The following is a 17,180-nucleotide window of genomic DNA, read 5'->3' as shown; positions in this document are numbered from 1 at the left end:
GAAAAACGAGATCTAACCTAAGCTTTTTAACTGTAACAACCAATTTTACACGCTTAAACGCGATTCCCTACTGACGTAAGTCCGTAAGGCGGGATCTTTCGCCTATGAAAAAGATGCACTGTTGGAGAATGTTATCCAGCGTAACGATACGAACAGGAGCACCATGATGAAAATGACAAAACTGGCAACCCTCTTCCTGACCGCTACACTCACTCTGGCCAGCGGCAGCGTCCTGGCTGCGGAAACGGGCACCTCAGACAGCAACGGTGATGCCAATGCGGCTGCGGCAGCAGGCCAGCCCGCGCCTGATGCGAAACAGAATATCGCCCCGAATAATGTCGACAACAGCCAGATCAATACCGGCAACACCAACACCGGCGGCACCATGCTGCATCCAGACGGTAGCGGTTCCGGCACTATGAACCATGACAATATGAGTTCAGATGAAGTCCATAAGAACTCAATGTGCAAGGACGGCAAATGCCCGGACCCTAACGACAAAGTGGGTAACGACGCCAATACCAAAACCGATGGCACTACACAGTAATTTGTTATGAACCGTCAGAAAAAGGAGAGCTCAGGCTCTCCTTTCTTTTTGGAGTAACCTATTAAAAACGCTACACTAAAAACAATAACACATCAGGAAAGCAGACATGGCGCACTCCCATTCACACTCGCACTCATCCGGCAACGACAACGCTAAACGACTGATGCTGGCCTTTGGCGTCACAGCAACGTTTATGGTTATCGAGGTCATTGGCGGCCTGATTTCCGGCTCTCTGGCGCTTCTGGCTGATGCCGGACACATGCTGACCGATGCAGCCGCCCTGCTCTTCGCCCTGATGGCCGTGCAGTTTGCGCGTCGTCCTCCAAATGCGCGCCATACCTTCGGCTGGCTGCGACTGACCACACTGGCCGCGTTTGTTAACGCTATTGCGCTGGTGGTCATTACCATTCTTATCGTCTGGGAGGCAATACAGCGCTTCAGACACCCGCAGCCGATCGCCGGGGCAACCATGATGGTGATTGCCGTAGCAGGACTGTTGGCGAATATTCTGGCCTTCTGGATTTTGCACCGCGGCGGCGGGGAAAAGAACCTCAACGTACGCGCTGCGGCTCTGCATGTTATGGGTGATTTGCTCGGCTCAGTCGGGGCGATTGTCGCCGCGCTGGTGATCCTCTACACCGGCTGGACGCCTGTCGATCCGATTCTGTCCATACTGGTGTCGTGTCTGGTCTTGCGTAGCGCCTGGCGGCTGCTGAAGGAGAGCGTGAATGAACTGCTTGAAGGGGCGCCAGCTTCCATGGATATCGACGAGCTGAAGCGCAACCTGCGCCGTTCAGTCCCGGAAGTACGCAACGTTCATCATGTTCACGTCTGGCTGGTGGGAGAGAAACCGGTCATGACGCTGCACGTCCAGGTGATCCCCCCTCATGATCACGATGCGCTGCTCGATCGCATCCAGCACTTCCTGGAACATCACTACGACATTAGCCATGCCACCGTTCAGATGGAGTATCAGCCCTGTAGCGGACCGGACTGCCACCTTAACGAGGCGCAGTCCGGTCATTCACATCATCATGACCACTAGCCGGAAAGCGCGTGAGAGCCTCGCTCGCGCGCGCTGTTAATCCACATCCGGCTGCCGTTCAGCGCGATGAAGGTCAGCAGCAGATATTCCAGCGACATCGCATAGACGCCCTGCAGGGCGAAGATCGCCACGCTGATCACGTTGATGATGACCCACAGCAGCCAGTTCTCAACGTATTTACGGGTCATCAGAATCATCGCTGCAATCGACAGCACCATCATGCAGGAATCCCAGAACGGGAAAGCATCCGGCTGGAGTTCTGGCATCGTTACGTTCATGCCGAGGCCGGACATGACCGAAACGGCAACGCGGGTCAGGAAGGCAAACACGGGATTGATGTAAACGGTCATTAAGCCAATGGCCACCACGCAGGCGACGAACCAGGCGATGGCTTTCGGCAGGGGCAGCCATCGGATCTGCAGCTCGGCCTCCTGCTGGCTGTTCTGACGCGACCAGGCATACCACCCGTAAATATTGGCGGCAAAGAAGAACAGCTGCAAAAGCAGGCTGGCGTACAGCTGGATCTGGAAGAAGATAATCGCAAACAGCGTGACGTTAATCAGACCGAACGCGTAATTGCTTATCTTCTCCAGGCTTGCCAGCCAGATACAGAGTAATCCCGCCAGCGTGCCAACGGCCTCAATCCATGACAGGTCATAGCCACCTGTACCAATCGGTATATGAACCAGAATGTTATGTGTGCTAAAAAAATCCATCTTTTCCCCGGGGCGTTTTGAATTAAGTACGTAGTGTAGCCGCAAAATCCAGCATGCGGTTAAGTGGAATTAACGCGCCTTCACGCAGGGCGGCATCCACATGGATTTCATGCGCCGCACCACCGGTTTCTAACCCCTCGGCAATCGCTTTCAGGCCGTTCATCGCCATCCACGGGCAATGTGCACAGCTGCGACACGTTGCGCCCTCGCCTGCCGTTGGCGCTTCAAGAAGCTCTTTCTCCGGTACGGCCTGCTGCATCTTGTAGAAGATACCGCGATCGGTCGCCACGATAAGCTGCTTGTGAGGCAACGTTCTGGCAGCGTTGATAAGCTGGCTGGTGGAACCCACGGCATCCGCCATGTCGACGATCGACTGCGGAGATTCAGGGTGAACAAGAATGGCTGCGTCAGGATAAAGCGCCTTCATGCGCGCCAGCGCCTGGGTCTTGAACTCGTCATGAACGATACAGGCGCCCTGCCAGCAGAGAACATCAGCACCCGTCTGCTTCTGGACATAATTGCCGAGATGGCGATCGGGCGCCCAGATAATTTTCTCGCCCAGGCTATCCAGATGTTCAATCAGTTCAACGGCGATACTCGATGTGACCACCCAATCGGCCCGCGCTTTTACCGCCGCAGAGGTGTTAGCGTAGACCACCACGGTCCGGTCAGGGTGAGCGTCACAGAAGGCCGTGAATTCGTCAATCGGACAGCCGAGATCCAGGGAACACTCCGCGTTAAGCGTGGGCATCAGAATGGTTTTTTCCGGGCTCAGGATCTTTGCCGTTTCGCCCATAAAACGCACACCGGCAACCAGCAGCGTGGAAGCGGGATGTCGTGCACCGAAGCGCGCCATCTCCAGTGAGTCAGAAATGCAGCCCCCGGTCTCTTCAGCCAGCTGCTGTATTTCCGGGTCGGTGTAGTAATGTGCCACCATTACCGCATCGCGCTCTTTGAGAAGACGTTTGATCTTCTCGCGGTAGAACTGCTTTTCGTCCTGGCTCAGCGGGACAGGCTTTGGCGGAAACGGATAGATTGCGGCTTCAGGATCAAACATCACACTCATTATGGCTTCTCGTTTTACGGGCTTAACAATATTGCCTTTCATTTGCCTGACATAGCAAAACGCGTGGCAATTGTGTTTTGTATACTAAACAAGATAGCGAATCTGGAGTGAAAAGTCACCGGGAATAGATGGGCGGAGCATTTGTTGTACCGCAGATAGCAAAAAGGCGCCTTTAGGGCGCCTTTCTACACTGGTGGGTCGTGCAGGATTCGAACCTGCGACCAATTGATTAAAAGTCAACTGCTCTACCAACTGAGCTAACGACCCCTTGCGGGATGTACTGCAAATTTATTCAGGCTGGTGGGTCGTGCAGGATTCGAACCTGCGACCAATTGATTAAAAGTCAACTGCTCTACCAACTGAGCTAACGACCCATTCGGGTGTTGCCTGAATTATCACTCGGCACCAATAAAATTGGTGGGTCGTGCAGGATTCGAACCTGCGACCAATTGATTAAAAGTCAACTGCTCTACCAACTGAGCTAACGACCCGAGTGGTGGGTGATGACGGGCTCGAACCGCCGACCCCCTCCGTGTAAAGGAGATGCTCTACCAACTGAGCTAATCACCCACTCTGTACTGCCGGAACTGCGTTAAGTGGTGGGTCGTGCAGGATTCGAACCTGCGACCAATTGATTAAAAGTCAACTGCTCTACCAACTGAGCTAACGACCCACTTTTATGCTGTTTTCACGTTGTTTGATATCGCGTGGCAACGGCGGCATATATTACTGATTTAAGAATTCTGCGCAACAAAAATTTCGATGAAGATCACTTAACTGCTTAGTAATCATGCTGCACGACCAGAAATAACGCGATTTCTGGTCATGCGATAATCATCCCATCGAATTCAGACGTTTTTGCGCCTGCTTAGCACCTTCGGTGCCCGGGAATTTAGAGACCACCTGCTGATAAACCGCTTTGGCTTTCGCAGTGTCGCCTTTGTCCTGCATGATGACGCCCACTTTGTACATCGCATCAGGCGCTTTTGGCGATTTCGGGTAGTTTTTTACCACGGAGGCAAAATAAAACGCCGCATCGTCCTTTTTACCCTTGTTGTAATTCAACTGACCGAGCCAGTAATTGGCATTTGGCTGATAAGTGGAATCAGGGTATTTCTTAACAAAGTTCTGAAACGCAGCAATCGCGTCATCCTGACGAGATTGATCCTGCACCAGGGCAATAGCCGCATTGTAGTCAGTATTCGCGTCACCGCTCTGTACAGGCGCGCCTGTTGAGGCTGAAGCATCAGCAGATGTCGCTGGCGCAGACGTCGCAGCACCGCTCTGATCGCCTGCGGCTGGCTGTGCTGCTGCACCACCGCTGCTCAGGCTATCTATCTGCAACAAGATTTGCTTCTGACGTTCCACAACCTGGTTAAGCTGATACTGGCTTTCCTGAATCTGACCGCGGAGAGAGTCAATATCATTCTGGTTATCGGAAAGTTGTTGCTGGAGTTGGGTTAAAAGCTGGCTATGAGCGTTAGAAATACGCTCGAGTTGAGTGACCCGGTCTTCTACCGAGCCTGAGCCGACACTACTGATTGGTGCCTGAGCAAAAGCGGCCCAGGGGGCCGCTATTCCAACCAGTAACGACAGACTCAACAGATGATGTCTGAAGTTACTGCTCATGCAATTCTCTTAGTAAACCAGTACGGCACGACGGTTTTTGGAGTAAGCCGCTTCGTCGTGACCCAGTACTGCAGGTTTTTCTTTACCGTAAGAAACGATGGAGATCTGGTCAGCAGAAACGCCTTTACCCTGCAGGTACATTTTAACAGCGTTAGCACGACGTTCACCCAGGGAGATGTTGTACTCTGGGGTACCACGTTCGTCCGCGTGACCTTCTACGGTGACTTTGTAAGATGGGTTGCTACGCAGGAAGTTAGCGTGCGCATCCAGCATCGCAGCGAAGTCAGAACGGATGTCGTATTTATCCAGATCGAAGTAAACGATGTTGTTCTGCTGCAGCTGCTGCATCTGAAGACGCGCTTGCTCTTCAGAAGACATGTTGCCATTGCCGTTCGCGTCCATACCGGTGCCGGCACCCATCATGCCTTCGCCGCTCTGGTCATTGCTGGCGTTCTTGTTAGAAGAACACGCTGCGATTGCCATTACAGGCAGAGCGATCATCAGCCCCTTCAGCACTTTGTTCAGTTGCATTTCTATGATTCCTTTAGTAATCAATTAATTATTATTTACAGATACGGCGACCAGGCAGGTGATTTTACCTGTCCATCAGTTGCCGGAATACGCGCTTTGAAACGCCCATCTGTAGAAACCAGATTCAGCACAGATCCCATCCCCTGAGAAGAGCTGTAGATTACCATCGTGCCGTTAGGTGCCAGACTTGGCGTTTCATCCAGGAACGTTGACGACAGAACTTGAACGCCACCCGCTACCAGATCTTGTTTAGCAATGTGCTGCTGCCCACCGTTGGAGCTCACCATTACCATAAATTTACCGTCGCTGCTCACGTCTGAGTTCTGGTTCTGCGAACCTTCCCAGGTAATACGCTGCGGAGCACCGCCGTTGATGTTGACTTTGTAGATTTGTGGACGGCCGGCCTGGTCAGAAGTAAACGCCAGGTTTTGGCTGTCCGGGAACCATGAAGGTTCAGTGTTGTTGCTGCGACCGTCGGTAACCTGACGGATCTGACCAGAGCCAATATCCATCACGTACAGGTTCAGGCTACCGGTTTTTGACAGCGCAAAGGCCAGTTTAGAGCCGTCCGGAGAGAACGAAGGCGCACCGTTGTGACGTGGGAACGACGCTACCTGACGAACAGCACCGTTTGCCAGCGTCTGGATAACCAGCGCTGAGCGGCCGCTTTCGAAGGTTACATAGGCCAGTTTAGAACCGTCCGGAGACCAGGCTGGAGACATCAGCGGCTGTGAAGAACGTTTAACCAGGAACTGGTTGTAGCCGTCGTAGTCAGATACGCGCAGTTCGTACGGGAACTGACCACCGTTGGTCTGCACCACGTACGCGATACGGGTACGGAACGCACCTTTAATGCCGGTCAGTTTTTCAAATACCGCATCGCTGGCAGCATGTGCAGCATAGCGCAGGTATTGCTTAGTGACCTTGTAAGAGTTCTGTGCCAGAACGGTACCCGGTGCACCGCCGGTATCCACCAGCTGCCAGGCAACGTTGTAAGAGCCGTCCGGGTTAGGCGTAACCTGACCCACAACCACGGCATCAATACCCAGCGCAGACCATGCTGCAGGCTGTACTTCCTGCGCGCTACCCGGCTGCTGAGGCAGACGAGAACGATCTAACGGGTTGAATTTACCGCTGTTACGCAGGTCAGCCGCCACGATGCCACCGGCATCTTCAGGCGCAGCGCCAGGACCTGCCCACTGGAACGGAACAACACCGATTGGGCGCGCCGAGTCCACCCCCTGGGTGATCTCGATACGTACTTCTGCGTGCAGTACTGCTGCCCACAGCATTAAAAAACTAAATGCTACACGTAATGCCTGCTTCATCATATCTCCCTTATCCGGGTAACCTTACCCACGATAATTTAGCAGAATGTTAACAAACTCAAATAGACAAAACTACCAGAACCCTGTGACTAAACCTGGTCTATTTTTCCCCGTTTGCACGGGGAAAATGTAACTTAAGGTTTGAAGTCCAGCGGCGCATTTTTGAAGACTTCGTAAACAGCCTGAGACGGCGGTTTAGGCATCTTCGCCTGACGCGCTGCAGCCAGGGCCGCAGTACATAAAGCTGGGTCGCCACCTTCAGACTTGATATCCAACAGCATGCCGTCCGGAGCCAGTTTTATACGCAACGTACACGTTTTACCGGTATAGGAAGACGCATCATAGAATCGGCTTTCAATAGCGGATTTAATCTGCGCGGCATAACCGTTGATTTCAGCCCCTGTCGCACCGTTACTCTTAGTGTTACCACTTCCCGTCGGCGCTGCGTTGTTTCCTTTCGCCCCACCGCCCGTTTTCGGTGCATTCTTACCTGAGCTCAAATCGCCCAGCAGATCGTCAACCCCTGCGGCAGCAGCGGCTTTTTCAGCGGCGGCAGCCTTTTTAGCTGCCGCTTTTTCAGCAGCAGCTTTCTTATCGGCAGCGGCCTTCTCAGCTGCAGCTTTTTTGTCCGCAGCGGCTTTTTCGGCGGCTGCAGCTTTTTCTGCCGCGGCTTTTTCTGCAGCCGCTTTCTCAGCAGCAGCCGCTTTCTTCGCGGCCTCGGCAGCAGCTTTCTTCTCTGCTTCCTGAGCGGCTTTCTTCGCGGCTTCCGCTTCGGCTTTCTTCTGAGCATCGGCAGCGGCTTTCTTCGCGGCTTCCGCTTCAGCTTTCTTCTGGGCATCAGCAGCGGCTTTCTTCGCGGCTTCCGCTTCAGCTTTCTTCTGAGCATCAGCAGCGGCTTTCTTCGCCGCTTCTGCCGCTAATTTTGCCTGGGCATCAGCCCGTGCTTTCGCGTCCGCTGCGGCTTTAGCTGCCGCCTCTTCCGCCTGCTTTTGCTGTTCCTGTGCTTTCTTCGCGGCCTCTTCGGCTTGTTTCTGCTGCTCTGCCTGCGCTTTCGCGGCTTCCTGCGCCTGCAAACGTTCCTTCTCAAGCTGCTTCAGACGCTCCTGCTCTGCGGCCTGCTTTTCACGCAGTTCTTCCGCCTGCTGTTGCGCCTGTTTTTCACGCTGCTCTTCAGCCCGTTTGGCACTCGCCTTCTGCTGTTGTTCGCGATTATAGTTCTGTACTACCGCACCGGGATCCACCATCACGGCGTCAATGGAAGACCCTCCACCGCCGCCGGCTGATGCATCAATATGCTCGTCGAACGAACTCCAGATCAGCGCTGCAAAGAGAATCAGGTGCAGCACTGCGGAGACGATTATCGCTCGCTTAAGCTTGTCGTTCTGTTCGGTTGCCTTTGACACTATCGGTTCCCAAAAACTACGCGGATGATCAAATAGGTTGGGTCATTAAGCCAACTGACTTAACACCCGCACTATGTAGCAAGTTCAGCGCTTTAATAATTTCATCGTAGGGTACGTCTTTTGCGCCACCGATTAAGAAGACCGTTTTCGGATTTGACTCCAGACGACGCTGCGCTTCAGCAATAACCTGCTCAGGCGGCAGCTGATCCATACGATCTTTCTCTACTACGACGCTGTATTGCCCTACGCCGGAAACCTCAATGATAACCGGAGGATCGTCATTGGTGCTCACCGCCTGTGATTCTGTCGCATCCGGCAGATCCACTTCCACGCTCTGGGTAATGATTGGCGCTGTTGCCATGAATATCAGCAGCAGTACCAGCAGGACATCCAGCAGTGGAACGATATTGATTTCGGACTTGAGCTCGCGACGACCTCGTCCACGCGATCTGGCCATGGTTTATCCCTTGTTGCTCTCGGTGCTGGTAAACGCCTGACGGTGCAGAATCGCAGTGAACTCTTCCATAAAGTTGTCGTAGTTCAGTTCCAGTTTGTTCACGCGCTGGTTCAGACGGTTGTAAGCCATAACCGCAGGAATTGCCGCAAACAGACCGATAGCGGTCGCAATCAGTGCTTCAGCGATACCCGGTGCAACCATCTGCAACGTCGCCTGCTTCACCGCGCCCAGCGCGATAAAGGCGTGCATGATCCCCCACACGGTACCAAACAGACCGATATACGGGCTGATGGAACCGACAGTGCCGAGGAAAGGAATGTGCGTTTCAAGGTTTTCCAGTTCACGGTTCATAGAGATACGCATCGCACGCGAGGCACCTTCCACCACCGCTTCCGGCGCATGATTGTTTGCACGATGCAGACGAGCAAACTCTTTGAAACCGCTGTAGAAAATTTGCTCGGAGCCGGTCAGGTTTTCACGGCGTCCCTGGCTCTCCTGGTACAGACGAGAAAGCTCAATACCCGACCAGAACTTATCTTCAAACGCTTCAGCTTCACGGCCGGCGGCATTGAGGATACGCGTTCTCTGGATGATGATGGCCCAGGATGCGATTGAAAAACCAATCAAAATCAACATGATAAGTTTAACCAGAAGGCTTGCCTTCAGGAACAAATCAAGGATATTCATGTCAGTCACTGCTTAAACTCCGCGACAATAGACTTAGGAAGCGCACGAGGCTTCATTATGGTTGGATCAACACAAACAATCAGTACTTCAGCTGAGTTCAGTACAGTATTCTCTGCGTTGACTATCCGCTGCGTGAAAACCAGTGAGGTCCCACGCATTGATGTAATTTCAGTTTGGACTTCGAGCATATCGTCGAGTCTGGCAGGCGCAAAATACTCAAGCGTCATCTTGCGTACCACGAAGGCAACTCGCTCAGCCAACAGAACCTGTTGACTAAAGTGATGATGGCGCAGCATCTCTGTGCGTGCCCGTTCATAAAAAGCAACGTAGCTGGCGTGGTAAACCACACCACCGGCATCGGTATCTTCGTAATAGACACGAACCGGCCATCGAAACAGCGTTGTATTCACTTTACATCCCGGTAATGCAACAAAAGTTAGAGCTTTTAAACTTCGCTACTATACGCGCGGGAAAGAGGGTTGGGAATGGGGGAAAGTAAACGGAGAGTAAATTTTTATGGGCTCGGGTAAGCCCATAACGTTAACGGACATTTCTTATTCAGAAGAAGAAGAAAATCAAACCGGCGAGAAGCACCAGATCGGCAATCAGCGGGCAGAAAATTCCCTGCCAGTGAACGGCTTTCGGACGAAAGCCCACGCCGTGGATCACACCTGCACACACCGCCCACATAATAAGGAAGCCGTGCCAGATTTCAAGCTCGCTGGTTTTCGCTGCAAAGCGCGAAGGGTCCCAGAAGATACAGCCTGCCAGCAGTAATGCCATCACTAAAGAAAGCGCCCGTAACGGGCGCTTATCCATTACCGCGTAAAGTTTCGCGATAATATTCATCAGTGTTTTTCTTCACCCGCTTTGGTCGCTTCAACGTGCTCAAGCGCCAGGGCAGTGATGACACCAAATGCACAGGCAAGAAGCGTCCCTAAAATCCATGCGAAATACCACATATTCAGCTCCTTACTTAGTACATAGAGTGGGTGTTGCTTTCGATATGTTCTTTCGTGATGCGACCGAACATTTTCCAGTAGCACCAGATGGTGTAAGCCAGAACAATCGGAACGAACACACAAGCAACATATGTCATCAGGTTCAGCGTCATATGGCTGGACGTTGCATCCCACATGGTCAGGCTAGCATTCAGCATGGTGCTGGATGGCATGACAAATGGGAACATCGCAATACCCGCCGTCAGGATGATGCACGCCAGGGTCAGTGATGAGAACACGAACGCCAGAGCGCCTTTCTCCAGACGAGACGTCAACACGGTCAGCAGCGGCAACAGCACGCCCAGAGCCGGGATCGCCCACAGCACAGGGGTATTGTTGAAGTTCACCAGCCATGCGCCAGCCTGACGAGCCACTTCTTTGGTCAGCGGGTTAGACGGTGCAGTGTGGTTGATTGCAGAGGTCACCACGTAGCCATCAATGCCGTACACCACCCACACGCCGGCCAGCGCGAAGCAAACCAGCGTTACCAGCGCAGCAACCTGAGCCGTCGCGCGAGAACGCAGGTGCAACTCGCCCACGGTACGCATCTGCAGATAGGTTGCGCCCTGAGTGATGATCATCGCCACGCTCACTACGCCGGCCAGCAGACCAAACGGATTCAGCAGCTGGAAGAAGTTACCGGTGTAGTAAAGACGCATGTATTCGTCCAGGTGGAACGGTACGCCCTGCAGCAGGTTACCAAACGCCACGCCGATCACCAGCGGTGGAACGAAGCTACCGATGAAGATGCCCCAGTCCCACATGTTGCGCCAGCGGGTATCTTCAATCTTCGAACGGTAGTCGAAACCGACCGGACGGAAGAATAAAGAGGCCAGCACCAGAATCATCGCCACATAGAAACCGGAGAACGCAGCCGCGTAGACCATCGGCCAGGCAGCGAACAGCGCGCCGCCTGCGGTGATCAGCCACACCTGGTTACCGTCCCAGTGCGGGGCGATGGAGTTGATCATGATTCGACGCTCGGTGTCATTACGACCGAGGAAACGGGTGAGCATCCCCACCCCCATGTCGAAACCATCCGTGACGGCGAAACCGATCAGCAGAACGCCGACCAGCAGCCACCAGATAAAACGCAATACTTCATAATCGATCATTTGATGACTCCTGTCTTAGCGTGCCGGCTGAGTAGTCGCAGTGGACTGCTCGTAGTGATAGCGACCGGTTTTCAGGCTGCTTGGGCCAAGGCGCGCGAACTTGAACATCAGGAACAGTTCAGCCACCAGGAACAGGGTGTACAGACCACAAATCAGCAGCATGGAGAAGATCAGGTCGCCTGCGGTCAGGGACGAGTTCGCCACCGCCGTTGGCAGGACCTCACCGATCGCCCATGGCTGACGGCCATACTCCGCAACAAACCAGCCGGACTCAATTGCGATCCACGGCAGTGGAATACCGTAAAGCGCGGTGCGCAGCAGCCATTTTTTCTCGCCGATGCGGTTGCGAATCACAGACCAGAAGGACGCCGCAATGATCAGCAGCATGATGATGCCGCAGCCCACCATGATACGGAATGCGAAGTACAGAGGCGCAACGCGTGGAATCGAGTCTTTGGTTGCCATCTGGATCTGCGCTTCCGTCGCATCAGAAACGTTCGGGGTATAACGCTTCAGCAACAGGCCATAACCCAGATCTTTCTTCACGTCGTTAAACTGGTCGCGGACGGTCTGGTCTGTAGAGCCAGCACGCAGCTGTTCCAGCAGCGAGTAGGCTTTCATACCGTTACGAATACGCTCTTCGTGCTGAACCATCAGCTCTTTCAGACCCGTCACCTGCTTATCAACAGAACGAGTGGCAATGATACCCAGCGCGTAAGGAATCTGAATGGCAAAGCGGTTTTCCTGCGCGTCCTGATCGGGAATACCGAACAGCGTAAAGGCAGCAGGCGCCGGCTGGGTTTCCCATTCGGCTTCGATGGCGGCCAGTTTGGTTTTTTGCACGTCACCCATTTCGTAACCGGATTCATCACCCAGAACGATAACAGAGAGGATGGCAGCCATACCGAAGCTTGCAGCGATAGCAAAGGAGCGCTTAGCAAACGCGAAGTCACGACCACGCAGCATATAGTAAGAACTGATGCCCAGCACAAACATCGCGCCGCACACGTATCCAGAAGCGACGGTGTGAACGAATTTAACCTGAGCAACCGGGTTCAGGACCAGCTCGGCAAAGCTGACCATCTCCATACGCATGGTTTCGAAGTTGAAATCAGACGCGATAGGGTTCTGCATCCAGCCGTTCGCAACCAGGATCCACAGCGCGGACAGGTTCGAACCTAATGCCACAAGCCAGGTCACCGCCATATGCTGGACTTTACCCAGACGGTCCCAACCGAAGAAGAACAGACCTACAAAGGTGGATTCGAGGAAGAATGCCATCAGACCTTCAATGGCCAGCGGCGCACCGAAGATATCCCCTACATAGTGGGAATAGTAAGACCAGTTAGTCCCGAACTGGAACTCCATGGTCAAACCGGTTGCCACGCCCAGTGCGAAGTTGATACCAAACAACTTGCCCCAGAACTTGGTCATATCTTTATAAATCTGTTTGCCGGAGAGAACGTATACCGTTTCCATAATGGCCAGCAGGAACGCCATACCGAGCGTCAGTGGCACAAACAGGAAGTGGTACATCGCGGTCAAGGCAAACTGTAAGCGCGACAGTTCGACTATATCTAACATCATGACTCCTTGCTCATCGCATGAAGACTCCGAGAGTGGACCCCGTCAGAAAGAGATCCACACGCATGCCCCAATACAAATTATTCGCATCCTTGTCGTCGTTATTACCCTGAGGGAGGATAAAAACGATGACGTGAGGTTACAAATACGTTAATAAAAAACTCAAATTGATCCCGCAAATATAATACGCTGCAAAACCCTTACAATAAACAGGTTTTTATTGAATCACATTTACGTTTTTCGACGGCGATCAATTTATAGCAAAATTACCACTTTTCGGCCATTTTGATCGGGAACAATTTAGCGCTTTTCAGCGCCTTTTTCCAAGGATTAAATATTGATTTAAATCAAAAACAATTCTTAATGTTAATTGTGTTTTGATGTGGTGAACATGGTAAAAACCATGTTAAAGATATGTATATGAAATACAATTAAGGTTATCGAATCGACGGATGAATATAAACAGAAGTGATTTTTATTAACTCAGTTACGCTTAATGACTGATTTATTCAGGACATAAATTTTAGTGCGTTTTTTATTTTTTTCCATCTGCTCTCTTAAAGGCAAATAAATAACAATTATTTTACTTTTACATCCTCCTAATTAACACCCAATTGTGACTATTGCATGACGCCCGGCAGGCAATAAAAAAGGCCGCTTTACAGCGGCCAACCATGTCGAAACGGACATTTTTATACTGCAACGCCCCCCTTTCGGGGAGCAGAGAGGACTTACTTAATGATGGATTTCAGTGCTTCGCCGATATCCGCCAGGCTGCGAACGGTTTTCACGCCTGCGGCTTCCAGCGCTGCGAATTTCTCATCAGCCGTACCCTTACCACCGGCGATGATCGCGCCTGCGTGACCCATACGCTTGCCTTTCGGCGCAGTCACACCCGCGATGTAGCCCACAACTGGCTTGGTCACGTGTTCTTTGATGTAAGCAGCCGCTTCTTCTTCCGCGCTACCACCGATCTCACCGATCATCACGATCGCTTCGGTCTGTGGATCTTCCTGGAACAGCTTCAGGATGTCGATGAAGTTAGAGCCCGGAATCGGGTCACCGCCGATGCCCACGCAGGTGGACTGGCCGAAACCGTAGTCGGTGGTCTGCTTAACCGCTTCATAGGTCAGGGTACCGGAACGGGACACGATGCCCACTTTACCCGGTTTGTGAATGTGGCCCGGCATGATGCCGATTTTGCATTCGCCCGGGGTGATAACGCCTGGGCAGTTCGGGCCAATCATACGCACGCCAGCTTCATCCAGCTTCACCTTCACGGTCAGCATATCCAGCGTCGGGATGCCTTCGGTGATGGTGATGATCAGTTTGATGCCTGCGTCGATCGCTTCCAGAATAGAGTCTTTGCAGAACGGTGCCGGAACGTAGATCACGGTCGCGGTGGCGCCCGTCGCTTCTACGGCTTCACGCACGGTGTTAAACACCGGCAGGCCCAGGTGGGTGGTGCCGCCTTTACCTGGCGTAACACCGCCAACCATCTGCGTACCGTAGGCAATTGCCTGTTCGGAGTGGAAAGTCCCCTGGCTACCGGTGAAGCCCTGGCAGATAACCTTGGTATCTTTATTAATTAAAACTGACATTATTTCCCCTCCACTGCGGCAACAACCTGCTGAGCTGCATCCGTCAGACTTTTCGCTGCAATAATATTCAGGCCGCTGTCAGCCAGTTTTTTCGCGCCGAGTTCAGCGTTGTTACCTTCCAGACGCACAACCACCGGAACGTTAACACCCACTTCTTCTACCGCACCGATGATACCGTCGGCGATCAGGTCGCAACGTACGATGCCGCCGAAGATGTTAACCAGAACGGCCTTCACGTTGTCGTCAGAGAGAATGATTTTGAACGCTTCGGTTACGCGCTCTTTGGTTGCGCCACCGCCTACGTCGAGGAAGTTTGCTGGCTCACCGCCGTGCAGCTTAACGATGTCCATGGTGCCCATTGCCAGGCCCGCACCGTTAACCATGCAGCCGATGTTGCCGTCCAGCGCCACGTAGTTCAGTTCCCACTGCGCAGCCTGTGCTTCACGCGGATCTTCCTGAGACTGGTCGCGCATTTCGCGCAGATCCGGCTGGCGGAACAGCGCGTTGCCGTCAGCGCCCAGCTTGCCGTCGAGGCAGATCAGATCGCCCTGGGTGGTGATCACCAGTGGGTTGATCTCGATCAGCGCCAGATCGCGCTCCAGGAAGATAGTTGCCAGACCCATGAAGATCTTGGTGAACTGCTGAACCAGTTTACCTTCCAGGCCCAGCTTGAACGCCAGCTCGCGACCCTGGTAAGGCATTGGGCCTGCCAGCGGATCGATAGCCACTTTGTGGATCAGGTGCGGGGTTTCTTCCGCCACTTTTTCGATTTCCACGCCGCCTTCGGTAGACGCCATGAACACCACGCGACGGGAGCTACGGTCAACAACCGCGCCCAGATAAAGTTCTTTCGCGATATCGGTCGCCGCTTCCACCAGGATCTGGTTAACCGGCTGGCCGTTCGCATCTGTCTGGTACGTTACCAGACGCTTGCCGAGCCAATGTTCAGCAAACGCACGAATCTCTTCTTTGCTCTTAACAACCTTCACACCGCCCGCTTTACCACGGCCACCAGCGTGAACCTGACACTTAACTACCCAAGGGCCGGAACCGATTTTAGATGCGGCTTCTTCTGCTTCACGCGGGGTAGTACAGGCATAACCCACCGGAGCCGGTAAGCCATACCGGGCAAACAGCTGTTTGGCCTGATATTCATGTAAGTTCATGTGTTCTATCCATCCTTCAGGTAATCGTTAGGTCGTGCTTTTATTGGCCCGGCAGCCATACGCCGCCGGGCAAGACTGCAAAACTAGACGTCCAGCAGCAGACGGGTTGGATCTTCCAGCAGCTCTTTAATCGCAACCAGGAAGCCCACGGACTCGCGGCCGTCGATCAGGCGGTGATCGTAAGAGAGCGCCAGGTACATCATTGGCAGGATCTCAACTTTACCGTCTACCGCCATAGGGCGATCTTTGATGGCATGCATACCCAGGATCGCGCTCTGCGGCGGGTTAATGATCGGGGTAGACATCAGCGAGCCGAATACGCCGCCGTTGGTAATGGTGAAGTTACCGCCGGTCAGGTCGTCTACGGTCAGCTTGCCGTCGCGGCCTTTAACAGCCAGCTCTTTAATGTTCTTCTCGATGTCAGCCATACCCAGAGTATCCACATCACGCAGAACCGGCGTTACCAGGCCGCGTGGAGTAGAAACCGCCATGCTGACGTCGAAATAGTTGTGGTAAACCACGTCATCGCCATCGATGGACGCGTTCACTTCCGGATAGCGTTTCAGCGCTTCAACCACCGCCTTCACGTAGAAGGACATAAAGCCCAGACGGATACCGTGACGTTTTTCAAACGCGTCACCGTACTGCTTGCGCAGGTCCATGATTGGCTTCATGTTCACTTCGTTGAAGGTGGTCAGCATCGCGGTAGAGTTTTTCGCTTCCAGCAGACGCTCGGCTACGCGTTTACGCAGGCGAGTCATCGGCACGCGTTTTTCGCTGCGGGCACCCAGTGCAGGCTGCGCTGCTGGCGCCGCCGCAGGGGCTTTCGCTTCGGCCTGAGCAGGCGCTTTCGCCAGATGCTTGTCGATGTCTTCACGGGTCAGACGGCCGCCCACACCGGTGCCTTTAATGGCTGCCGGGTCGAGGCTGTGTTCCGCCAGCAGGCGACGGATCGCCGGGCTGAGAGCGTCGTTAGACTGCTCTTCCAGAGAAGCCTGCTGGCGCTGAGCCGGCGTAGAGGCTTTCTCTTCAGATTTTGCGCTGGACTCTTTGCCCGCGCTGTTGCCTTCTCGCAGGCGACCCAGGATCTGACGAGAGGTGACGGTAGTACCTTCATCTTCCAGCACCGCGTCCAGAACGCCATCCGCCGAAGCCGGTACTTCCAGTACCACTTTGTCAGTTTCGATTTCTACCAGCACTTCATCGCGCTTAACGGCATCGCCTGGTTTTTTGTGCCAGGTAGCGACGGTCGCATCTGCTACGGATTCAGGCAGGTCGGGAACAAGAATATCTACGCTACTCAT

General features: G+C 53.4%; 18 protein-coding genes and 5 tRNA genes. 2 read left to right on the top strand and 21 right to left on the bottom strand.

What is annotated here, in order from left to right; translation table 11 throughout:
* Positions 1-166 precede the first annotated feature (166 nt).
* Complete coding sequence (locus tag ACW9E7_RS05010) at positions 167-547, top strand: protein YbgS (RefSeq protein WP_149366353.1); 381 nt, start codon at positions 167-169, stop codon at positions 545-547.
* Positions 548-653: 106 nt separating this feature from the next.
* Positions 654-1,592: a CDF family zinc transporter ZitB gene (zitB, locus tag ACW9E7_RS05005; RefSeq protein ID WP_143344842.1), complete on the top strand. Its 939-nt coding sequence runs from the start codon at positions 654-656 to the stop codon at positions 1,590-1,592.
* Here zitB and pnuC read toward each other — a convergent pair.
* The 21 genes from pnuC to odhB form a co-directional block, all read right to left on the bottom strand.
* Positions 1,589-2,308 (bottom strand): nicotinamide riboside transporter PnuC, encoded by a 720-nt coding sequence (pnuC, locus tag ACW9E7_RS05000; protein ID WP_127730077.1) that lies wholly within the window; start codon positions 2,306-2,308, stop codon positions 1,589-1,591. The genes zitB and pnuC overlap by 4 nt on opposite strands.
* A gap of 22 nt (positions 2,309-2,330) precedes the next feature.
* The gene (gene nadA / locus ACW9E7_RS04995) at positions 2,331-3,374 is read right to left on the bottom strand and encodes a quinolinate synthase NadA (RefSeq protein WP_008501105.1); all 1,044 of its coding nucleotides are present in this window, start codon (positions 3,372-3,374) and stop codon (positions 2,331-2,333) included.
* A 191-nt stretch (positions 3,375-3,565) separates the two neighbouring features.
* A tRNA-Lys gene (locus ACW9E7_RS04990) sits at positions 3,566-3,641 on the bottom strand.
* 31 nt (positions 3,642-3,672) lie between these two features.
* Positions 3,673-3,748 (bottom strand) — tRNA-Lys (locus ACW9E7_RS04985).
* Positions 3,749-3,789: 41 nt separating this feature from the next.
* Positions 3,790-3,865, bottom strand: a tRNA-Lys gene (locus ACW9E7_RS04980).
* A gap of 3 nt (positions 3,866-3,868) precedes the next feature.
* Positions 3,869-3,944: transfer RNA gene (locus tag ACW9E7_RS04975), tRNA-Val, on the bottom strand.
* A gap of 27 nt (positions 3,945-3,971) precedes the next feature.
* Positions 3,972-4,047 (bottom strand) — tRNA-Lys (locus ACW9E7_RS04970).
* A 161-nt stretch (positions 4,048-4,208) separates the two neighbouring features.
* On the bottom strand, positions 4,209-5,003 hold the full coding sequence (gene cpoB / locus ACW9E7_RS04965) for a cell division protein CpoB (protein ID WP_248173043.1): 795 nt from the start codon (positions 5,001-5,003) through the stop codon (positions 4,209-4,211).
* Positions 5,004-5,012: 9 nt separating this feature from the next.
* Positions 5,013-5,534: a peptidoglycan-associated lipoprotein Pal gene (gene pal, locus ACW9E7_RS04960; RefSeq protein ID WP_003858578.1), complete on the bottom strand. Its 522-nt coding sequence runs from the start codon at positions 5,532-5,534 to the stop codon at positions 5,013-5,015.
* Positions 5,535-5,569: 35 nt separating this feature from the next.
* A complete protein-coding gene (gene tolB / locus ACW9E7_RS04955; protein ID WP_008501103.1) occupies positions 5,570-6,862 on the bottom strand; it encodes a Tol-Pal system beta propeller repeat protein TolB in 1,293 nt (430 codons plus the stop codon).
* Positions 6,863-6,996: 134 nt separating this feature from the next.
* Complete coding sequence (gene tolA, locus ACW9E7_RS04950; RefSeq protein WP_458727339.1) at positions 6,997-8,265, bottom strand: cell envelope integrity protein TolA; 1,269 nt, start codon at positions 8,263-8,265, stop codon at positions 6,997-6,999.
* 28 nt (positions 8,266-8,293) lie between these two features.
* A complete protein-coding gene (tolR, locus tag ACW9E7_RS04945) occupies positions 8,294-8,722 on the bottom strand; it encodes a colicin uptake protein TolR (RefSeq protein WP_003858589.1) in 429 nt (142 codons plus the stop codon).
* A 3-nt stretch (positions 8,723-8,725) separates the two neighbouring features.
* A complete protein-coding gene (gene tolQ / locus ACW9E7_RS04940) occupies positions 8,726-9,418 on the bottom strand; it encodes a Tol-Pal system protein TolQ (protein WP_008501101.1) in 693 nt (230 codons plus the stop codon).
* Positions 9,415-9,819 carry a tol-pal system-associated acyl-CoA thioesterase gene (gene ybgC / locus ACW9E7_RS04935; protein WP_003858593.1) on the bottom strand — a complete coding sequence of 135 codons (405 nt, stop codon included), beginning with the start codon at positions 9,817-9,819 and terminating at the stop codon, positions 9,415-9,417. The genes tolQ and ybgC overlap by 4 nt, the downstream gene beginning before the upstream one ends.
* Before the next feature lie 148 nt (positions 9,820-9,967).
* Positions 9,968-10,258, bottom strand: a complete 291-nt coding sequence (ybgE, locus tag ACW9E7_RS04930; protein WP_008501100.1) for a cyd operon protein YbgE — start codon at positions 10,256-10,258, stop codon at positions 9,968-9,970.
* Positions 10,258-10,371, bottom strand: coding sequence for a cytochrome bd-I oxidase subunit CydX (gene cydX / locus ACW9E7_RS04925; RefSeq protein WP_003858598.1), 114 nt, complete (start codon positions 10,369-10,371; stop codon positions 10,258-10,260). The genes ybgE and cydX overlap by 1 nt, the downstream gene beginning before the upstream one ends.
* A 14-nt stretch (positions 10,372-10,385) precedes the next feature.
* Positions 10,386-11,525, bottom strand: coding sequence for a cytochrome d ubiquinol oxidase subunit II (gene cydB, locus ACW9E7_RS04920; RefSeq protein WP_048226125.1), 1,140 nt, complete (start codon positions 11,523-11,525; stop codon positions 10,386-10,388).
* Positions 11,526-11,540: 15 nt separating this feature from the next.
* Positions 11,541-13,109: a cytochrome ubiquinol oxidase subunit I gene (gene cydA / locus ACW9E7_RS04915; protein WP_032638923.1), complete on the bottom strand. Its 1,569-nt coding sequence runs from the start codon at positions 13,107-13,109 to the stop codon at positions 11,541-11,543.
* 731 nt (positions 13,110-13,840) lie between these two features.
* Positions 13,841-14,710: a succinate--CoA ligase subunit alpha gene (gene sucD, locus ACW9E7_RS04910; protein ID WP_008501094.1), complete on the bottom strand. Its 870-nt coding sequence runs from the start codon at positions 14,708-14,710 to the stop codon at positions 13,841-13,843.
* Entirely contained in the window at positions 14,710-15,876 is a 1,167-nt protein-coding gene (sucC, locus tag ACW9E7_RS04905; protein ID WP_006809579.1) for an ADP-forming succinate--CoA ligase subunit beta, read from the bottom strand. The genes sucD and sucC overlap by 1 nt, the downstream gene beginning before the upstream one ends.
* An 83-nt stretch (positions 15,877-15,959) precedes the next feature.
* Positions 15,960-17,180: a 2-oxoglutarate dehydrogenase complex dihydrolipoyllysine-residue succinyltransferase gene (gene odhB, locus ACW9E7_RS04900; RefSeq protein ID WP_008501093.1), complete on the bottom strand. Its 1,221-nt coding sequence runs from the start codon at positions 17,178-17,180 to the stop codon at positions 15,960-15,962.

The organism is Enterobacter sp. H2G27 (assembly GCF_054403075.1).
The sequence above is the reverse complement of the archived record's forward strand: the minus strand, read 5'-3'. Positions and strand labels throughout refer to the sequence as shown.